The 7562-nt window shown below is 47.1% G+C and carries 6 protein-coding genes; 4 read left to right on the forward strand and 2 right to left on the reverse strand.

Annotated elements, in window-relative coordinates:
- Positions 1-1404: hypothetical protein (locus tag ACJ751_RS11810; RefSeq protein ID WP_407745700.1), on the reverse strand; the 1404-nt coding region annotated here is incomplete at its 3' end.
- Between the two features lie 345 nt (positions 1405-1749).
- On the opposite strand from ACJ751_RS11810, the gene ACJ751_RS11815 reads away from it, so the two are divergent.
- The 4 genes from ACJ751_RS11815 to ACJ751_RS11830 all read left to right on the forward strand — a co-directional run bounded on the left by ACJ751_RS11815 (position 1750) and on the right by ACJ751_RS11830 (position 5631).
- The gene (locus ACJ751_RS11815) at positions 1750-2727 is read left to right on the forward strand and encodes a hypothetical protein (protein WP_407745701.1); all 978 of its coding nucleotides are present in this window, start codon (positions 1750-1752) and stop codon (positions 2725-2727) included.
- Positions 2728-2815: 88 nt separating this feature from the next.
- Positions 2816-4111 (forward strand): MFS transporter, encoded by a 1296-nt coding sequence (locus ACJ751_RS11820; RefSeq protein ID WP_407745702.1) that lies wholly within the window; start codon positions 2816-2818, stop codon positions 4109-4111.
- Complete coding sequence (locus ACJ751_RS11825; RefSeq protein ID WP_407745703.1) at positions 4099-4707, forward strand: CDP-alcohol phosphatidyltransferase family protein; 609 nt, start codon at positions 4099-4101, stop codon at positions 4705-4707. Before ACJ751_RS11820 ends, ACJ751_RS11825 begins: the two co-directional genes overlap by 13 nt.
- Before the next feature lie 21 nt (positions 4708-4728).
- Complete coding sequence (locus ACJ751_RS11830; protein ID WP_407745704.1) at positions 4729-5631, forward strand: arginase family protein; 903 nt, start codon at positions 4729-4731, stop codon at positions 5629-5631.
- Between the two features lies 1 nt (position 5632).
- Here ACJ751_RS11830 and ACJ751_RS11835 read toward each other — a convergent pair whose 3' ends face one another.
- Positions 5633-7354: an IlvD/Edd family dehydratase gene (locus tag ACJ751_RS11835; RefSeq protein ID WP_407745705.1), complete on the reverse strand. Its 1722-nt coding sequence runs from the start codon at positions 7352-7354 to the stop codon at positions 5633-5635.
- Positions 7355-7562: the final 208 nt, after the last annotated feature.

Genomic DNA, 7562 nt, shown 5'->3' on the forward strand with positions numbered 1-7562 from the left:
CCAGCGGGCGCCGCTTTTTCCCAACGTATACGTGTTGTCGGCAGCAGGTACAATAGCGCCGGCCACACTTAATTTATCGGCCGGAGAAGTAGTGCCAATGCCCACATTGCCGGCGCTTGTAATGCGCAGTTTTTCATCGGTAACGTCAAAGCCATCGGTAAAGAACAACAGGTTGTACGTTGAAGCGGCATTGCCTATCACAAAATCTCGGCCGGTGCCATACAGGTAAGCGGTGTTATTGCCATTCAGGATGGGTAATAACGTGCTGTTGTAACCGCTTGAGTTAATGCCCATGTCTATAAAATTGACAGATTCGGTGGCATTGTTGGCCGATGCCACCACATCGGAGCTGGCGTTGGCGCCATTGGAGCGGTTCTGGATATTCAATTGCAGGTAGTAATTGATGGTGCCCCGGCCGCTTATTACGTTAAAACTTCCTGTAGAGCCCGCATCGACCAATAATTTTTCAGGGTTGGTAAGGTCCCAGGATTGTACCCCTACGGCTACATTACCGGTTTCGCTGATACGCATTTTTTCTGTACCGCCGGTAAAAAAGCGCATGTCTTCCAGGTTGGTGGTGCCATCGCCTTTATAATATACTTCCAGCCCGGTGCCTGCATTCAGGGTTAAACTGCCATTGTACCGGGGAATAAAACGCAGTGCACCTATCTGGTCACCATTCTGCAGGTTGGTGGGGGAGGCTGCCGTTCCCCTTGATTTGGTGAGATAAATACCCTGCGTGGTACCGGCTCCATAATCGTCAAAAATGTAATCGTTACCCGCTTCCAGGGTTTCATTCACCATGTGTAAACGCCCGGCCGGGCTGGTGGTGTTCAACCCCAGGTAACCGCTTGTGTTGAGCCGCATTTTCTCTGTGTTGTTGGTAATAAAGGGCAGATCGAAGCTGGTGGTAGTGCCCAGCGTTTTTACAGCACTTACCGAGTTGCCGCCCTGCAACCAGGGGCCGCCGGTAGTGCCGGAGCCTGGTATGGCCACGTTCTGGCTCAATACCAGCCAGTTTGTACCATTGCTGATCACCTTCATCACTTCATTCGCTTCATCCAGTAACCAGGTAGTAGCGCCATCGATGGTTTGCGACGAAGTGGTGGCCACCGTAAGGGTAGGCGTAGGTAGGGTGGCACTGGCATTTTTGATCCAGTAAACCCGGCCCGTTACACCCACTGCAGTAGGCAGGGTGGCCGTTGTGGCAGCTGTGCCCGTAAATACAACCGTGTGGTCGGTACCGGTAATAATTGTTGAAGTGGAAAAGGTGCGAAAACTGGTAGACATTGAACCATGCACATCGAGCATGGAGTTGGGAGTAGTGGTGCCAATACCAACCTGCGCTATTATGGGCAGGCTGCAGACACCCTGGATGGCAAATAGCAAGCAGCGTTTTTTCATGTTTAAAACTTTAAGGTTAACCACAATGGGTTTGGGGAATAGCAATAGAATGCCTGGTTGAGGGGATGCTACAGGAATCCTTAAAGGTGAACAAAGCTACTTTTACCGGGAATGATGATAATCAGAGCTACTTATGCATGGAAATCTAACGAGCGGTCTGACTAAAATTAGTGATTCAGGTTCAAACCAAAAAAATTGATTTGCAAACCGGAGCGTTTGCGGGCACTATTTGATTAAGCGCAATCTTTTGGGTTGAAGTAGGGGGAGAATTGACCGCGGGTGGTTATTAACAATCAGGAAATAATAAATAAAGACCAACCTCGTTATTTTGCATAAGTCATTCCCATGCGACGGTTTTTATTATTTATTGTCATGACAGGTATAGCGGTTTTTGCCAAAGGACAGGATCCCCATGCGAAGGGAATTGAGCAGATGATGATCTGGTACAACCCGGCACTGAAAACCGATACAATGCCGGAAGCACATGTACTGCTTCATAAAGTAAATTATCCGGGTATTCTTTCAACCACCAGTAAGTCGATAACCCTTGAGCTGGTTTTTGAACGGAATATAGAAACGGTTGCTGCCGTTCCTTTCTTTACGCTTTCTGCAGGAATAAACGTCGATAATGCCAGCAACAACCTGATGAATGCTTCCTCGGCGATGCTTGCGCTGTCATATGCATTGCCGATCGATTATAATGATACTTATTTAGCCCTTGGCTTTCAGGGGAATTATTCTTTCAACCGGGTAGGTAATACAGGATATAATTATAGTTTTCCCGCTAATTTCGATCAGTTCGGCGCCTTTAACTGGGCGCTTAAAAGAGATCCGTTGGGATCGGGTTACAATATGGGGTATTTTAGTTTTAACGCCGGCGCCAGTGTTTTTCGTACTGTAGAGGACCAGCAATGGTATATCGGTTTTTCCACCCGTTACATCAATCATCCCTATACCGAGTGGGACCATATCAGCGCTTTGCCTACCACTTTCGGGATGCAGGCCGGTTATACAACGGCTATTAATGAAACCACTCAAATCAGCGGGTATGGAAATATTTCCTTTGTAAGCGGTTCATCAAGTTCTGTACCTGAACAATATATCGGTATCCGTGGCATCCGGAAGATCGATGTCAATGACAGCACTGCCTTTCATCTTTCTGTTGGCGCCGGAATAAGTTTTCACCAGGCGCTGCAACCCAATTTGCAATTGCAATGGGGCCGGCACCTGTTTGCAGGCTATCTTGATCTCAACCTGCCGCTGATTGCATCGACCGGGTATAAACGAAGTTCCTATACGCTTTTGTACCGGTATGATCTGTAATTGATTTAATAAAGTAAAAAATATGTTAAAATGAATAAGGGCTATCTGCAAGGTTGCATAGCCTTTTCTATTGATGTATGTTTGTCACATGCCCCTGAAACCGAATAACAAGATTGTAAATGCCTGGTGTTGGTACGATTGGGCTAATTCGAGCTATTCACTGGTGATCACCTCGGCCATCTTTCCTAGTTATTTTTTAAGTCTGGCCCCGCCGGCAGGCAACAAAACCGTCTGGTGGCACACCATCAGTAACTCTGTGCTGTATGCGTACATGTATTCATTTGCATCCCTGTTGTTGCTGTTTTTAAGTCCTTTGTTTGGGTCCATAGCCGATTATTCGGGCAGAAAGAAACTCTTTATGAGTTTTTTCTCTTATATCGGGTCGGTGAGTTGTATCTTCCTTTTCTTTTCAACGGCCGATCAAATGCTGCTGATCGCGGGGCTGTTTATAATTTCCAGTGTTTGTTACAGCCTCGGGGTCGTGTTCTATAATGCCTATATACCCGAAATTGCCACGCCCGATCAGTTCGATACCGTTAGTGCAAAAGGATTTGCCTGGGGATATTTGGGTGGGATGATCGCCCTTGTAATAAGCCTGCTGGTAATACAGTTTGCAGCTCATCTCGGTTTTACCTCAGCACAAATCGATCAGAATATTCCTGTGCGCGTATCCTTTGTGTTTATTGGTATTTGGTGGCTTGGCTTTGCCTGGTATTCCATAAAAGGACTACCGGCCGATAGAAAAGGAAATAAGGTTACAGGCCAAACCATTTTGCGATCCTATAACCGCATTTATAAAGCCTTTCTTCGCGCACGGGGGCACAAGGCTATTTCTATCTTCCTGCTGGCTTTCTTTTTTTACGATATGGGGCTTACCACGGTGATGGGCATGTCGAGCGTATTTGCCACCAAAACACTGAACCTGAAAACGGTCCACCTCATTGGTGTTATATTGATCCTGCAATTGGTGGCTATCCTGGGCTCGTATGTGTTTTTGTTCATTGCCAAAAAGGTCAATAATATTTTTGCGGTAAAAACAGCGGTCTTATTGTGGGTGCTGGTTTGTTTTATCGCTTATTCCATACAAAGTATATCGCAATTTTATATTATGGCAGTGCTGGTAGGGTTGGTGATGGGTGGAACCCAGGCGTTGTCGAGGTCGGCGTTTGCGGCGCTGATCCAGGATGAGAAAGATGAGTATGCCACGTACTTCAGTCTGTATGATGTGCTCGATAAAATGGGCGTGGTGATCGGTACCTTCCTGTTTGGTTGGATAGAATATGTGACCGGCTCCATGCGCGCCAGTGTGGCCACGTTGAGTGTGTTTTTTATTATCGGTTTTTTCTTCTTACAATTAATAAAAAAGAACGCTTGGAAAAAATAAAAAAAGCCATCCCTTTTTCGCTGGTTATTTTTCGCTTGTTACTGGCGCCTGTAATGATTATCTGGACACTGCAAACCCATCAAAGCGGCTGGTTCCTGGTAACCTGTTTATGGGCGGGCATGATCTCGGATATTTTTGATGGCATTATTGCCCGCAACCTGGGCGTGGCAAGTAACAGTCTGCGAAAATGGGACGCCAATGTAGACATCGTATTCTGGCTGGCTGCCGGCGTTAGCATCTGGTTGTTGAATGGCCGGCTTATACAGGACCATCTTTACTTCATCATTGTTTTGTTTATACTGGAACCGGTGTCGGACCTCATCAACTTTTTTAAATTCAGAAAAAGCGGGTGTGCGCATAACTGGCTGTCGAAGTTATGGGGGTTGATGCTGCTGGTGACCTTTACTTTATTATTAGCTGGGTTTGAACCGGTGGTACTATTCCGCATTTGCCTCATAAACGGACTTATCTCCCAAATTGACCGGATCATCATTTCTTCGCTGCTGCCAAAACCTGAATGTGATATTCCTTCTGCTTACCATGCGTGGTTGAGACGAAAGGGGAAGGCGTTCAAGCGGTATAAGTTGTTGAATTAATTTTACCAAATACGAATTTGCATGACCGGCCATAAAATAAACCTGTTCGAATTTCCATCCAACCTGGGACTAAAGAAAACTGATTATGCCATTGAGCCCGGCGTAAAGAAACTGCCCGATTGGTTAAAGCAGTTTGGTTTTCATGATCAGATCAAGCCGGATAAAGTAGTCCGTTTAGGACCGCCAGTTTATACCATGTTGGTTGATAAGGCGTCACAGGTAAGAAATGCAGATGCTATTGCTACCTATGCAAAAGAACAGGCGGCGTTTTTACTTAATGAGATCAACAGCGAGATTTTTCAGCTGATCCTTGGTGGTGATTGCAGTATCCTTATTGGGAGCGCTATTGCGTTGCGGCAAAAAGGTGCTTATGGAATATTCTACTTAGATGGACATACAGATTTTATCTGGCCTGAAATGTCAGGCACCCACGGCGCCGCCGGGATGGACCTTGCTATTGTGGCGGGCCATGGCCATGAGAAGCTTACTAATATCTATAATCTAAAACCATATATTCAGGAAGAACACATTTACTGCGTAGGCAACCGGGAGTATGATGCTCCTTATGAAAAGCCGGTTATAGATTCCAATACAGCTTACTTTCCACTTGTTCGCCTCCGGGAAAATGGCTTGCAACATACCGTTCAGCAGTTTCTTGAAATGGTGGAGCAAAACAACCTGGATGGGTTCTTTATTCATTTTGATGTAGATGCCCTGGATGACCGGATTATGCCTGCGGTTGACAGCCGAACAGCGGATGGGCTTTCATTTGCAGAGCTGGCAGAAATACTGGCACCTTTACTTTCTAACGAAAAAGCAGTTGGTATGGAAATAACGATCCTTGATCCTGATCTGGATAAGGAAGGGATTTATACCAGGGAGTTTGTAAATAAACTGGTTCAGATCATTAATAGTGCTACATAAATTAATGCAGATCCCGCACCACTTCATCACCGCTGCCACCCCGTAATACATCCAGGTCGACGCCGAGGTGCGCCTGCTGTACATGGTCAATGTAGAATTTTACATAACCACGTGTTGCCATAGCAGCTGGTTGTAACCAGCGTGCTTTGCGGGCAGCCAGCTCTTCATCAGACACATCCAGGTGCAATTTTCTGGCTGTTACATCCAGTTCTATCATGTCGCCGTTTTGCACCAATGCCAGCACACCGCCTATCGATGACTCTGGTGAAACATGCAATATAACGGTTCCCCCGGCGGTGCCGCTCATGCGACCGTCTGAAATACGCACCATGTCTTTGATGCCTTTTTGCAGCAGCTTCATCGGCAGGTCAACATTGCCCACTTCGGGCATACCGGGATAACCTACAGGCCCAACGCCTTTTAGCACGATCACGCAATGCTCATCGATGTCCAGGCCGGGATCATCAATGCGGGCGTGGTAATCTTCAATGTTTTCAAATACTACGGCACGGCCCCGGTGTTTGAGTAAATGCAGGGAAGCTGCCGAGGGTTTTATGATGGCACCGTTCTCGCATAAGTTACCTTTCAGCACAGCCATGCCGGCTGATTGTTGAAGCGGCTGTTGCACAGTGGCGATCACATCGGTATTATAACAGGGCGAAACGGCGCAATTGTCGCTGATGCTTTTCCCGTTTACGGTGAGGGCATTGTTGTGCAGGTACGATTGCATTTCCCGGATGATCACCGGTAAACCGCCGGCGTAATAAAAATCCTCCATCAAATATTTGCCCGATGGTTTCAGGTTCAACAATAAAGGTACTTTGCTGCCGATGGCGTCAAAGTCTTCGAGGGTTAACGGAACACCTATGCGACCGGCAATGGCCAGCAGGTGGATAATAAAATTGCTTGACCCGCCAATGGCGGAGTTGATGACAATGGCATTTTCAAAAGCCGCACGGGTAAGTATGCGCGATAGTTTCAGGTTTTCTTTTACCATTTCTACAATACGTCGGCCGCTCAATTGCGCGAATTGTTTTTTCCGGGAGTCTACGGCAGGAATGGCCGCCATGCCTGGTAACGTTAACCCGAGCGCTTCGGCCATACAGGCCATGGAGCTGGCGGTGCCCATAGTCATGCAATGACCCTGGCTACGGGCAACGCCTGTTTCCACTTCATGGATATCCTGTTCAGTATAATTTTCTACTCCCTGTTTTTCTTTTATGAGCCAGTTAAAAGAACCGCTTCCAATGCATTCACCACGAAAGCGACCGTTCAACATGGCGCCACCTGACACTACAATAGTGGGCAGATCCACACTACAGGCGCCCATGATGGTTGAAGGGGTTGTTTTATCACACCCCGTGAGCAACACCACGCCATCGATGGGATTGGCGCGAATGCTTTCCTCCACATCCATACTGGCCAGGTTGCGGAACAGCATGGTGGTGGGGCGCATTACGGTTTCGCCCAGCGAGGTAACGGGGAACTCCAGGGGAAAACCGCCTGCTTCTATCACCCCGCGTTTTACTATCTCTGCTAAATCGCGAAGGTGACTGTTGCAGGGCGTAAGCTCGCTCCATGTATTACAAATGCCGATCACGGGTTTGTTCACGAAATAATCGTCGGGATAACCCTGCGTACGAAACCATGACCGGTGTACAAAACCCATTTTGTCTGATCGGCCAAACCAGTCGGAACTTCTTAATTTTTTCTCGTTGCTCATTTATATTGTATTGGTTGGGTCAGGAACTAATAAACTTGTATCTCGGATCCCCTTATTAACTCGTCAACTCGTCAACTCGTCAACTCGTCAACTCCTTACTTATCCCACCAAACCCGTGTACTCAGCTTATCCGGCCCTTGTCTGCCAATAGCCTCATTAACATTATCAGTATTCACACTCAGTTCCGAAGTAGGATAGGTGAGCCGCC

The organism is Niastella sp. (assembly GCF_045805085.1).
Lineage (GTDB): Bacteria > Bacteroidota > Bacteroidia > Chitinophagales > Chitinophagaceae > Niastella.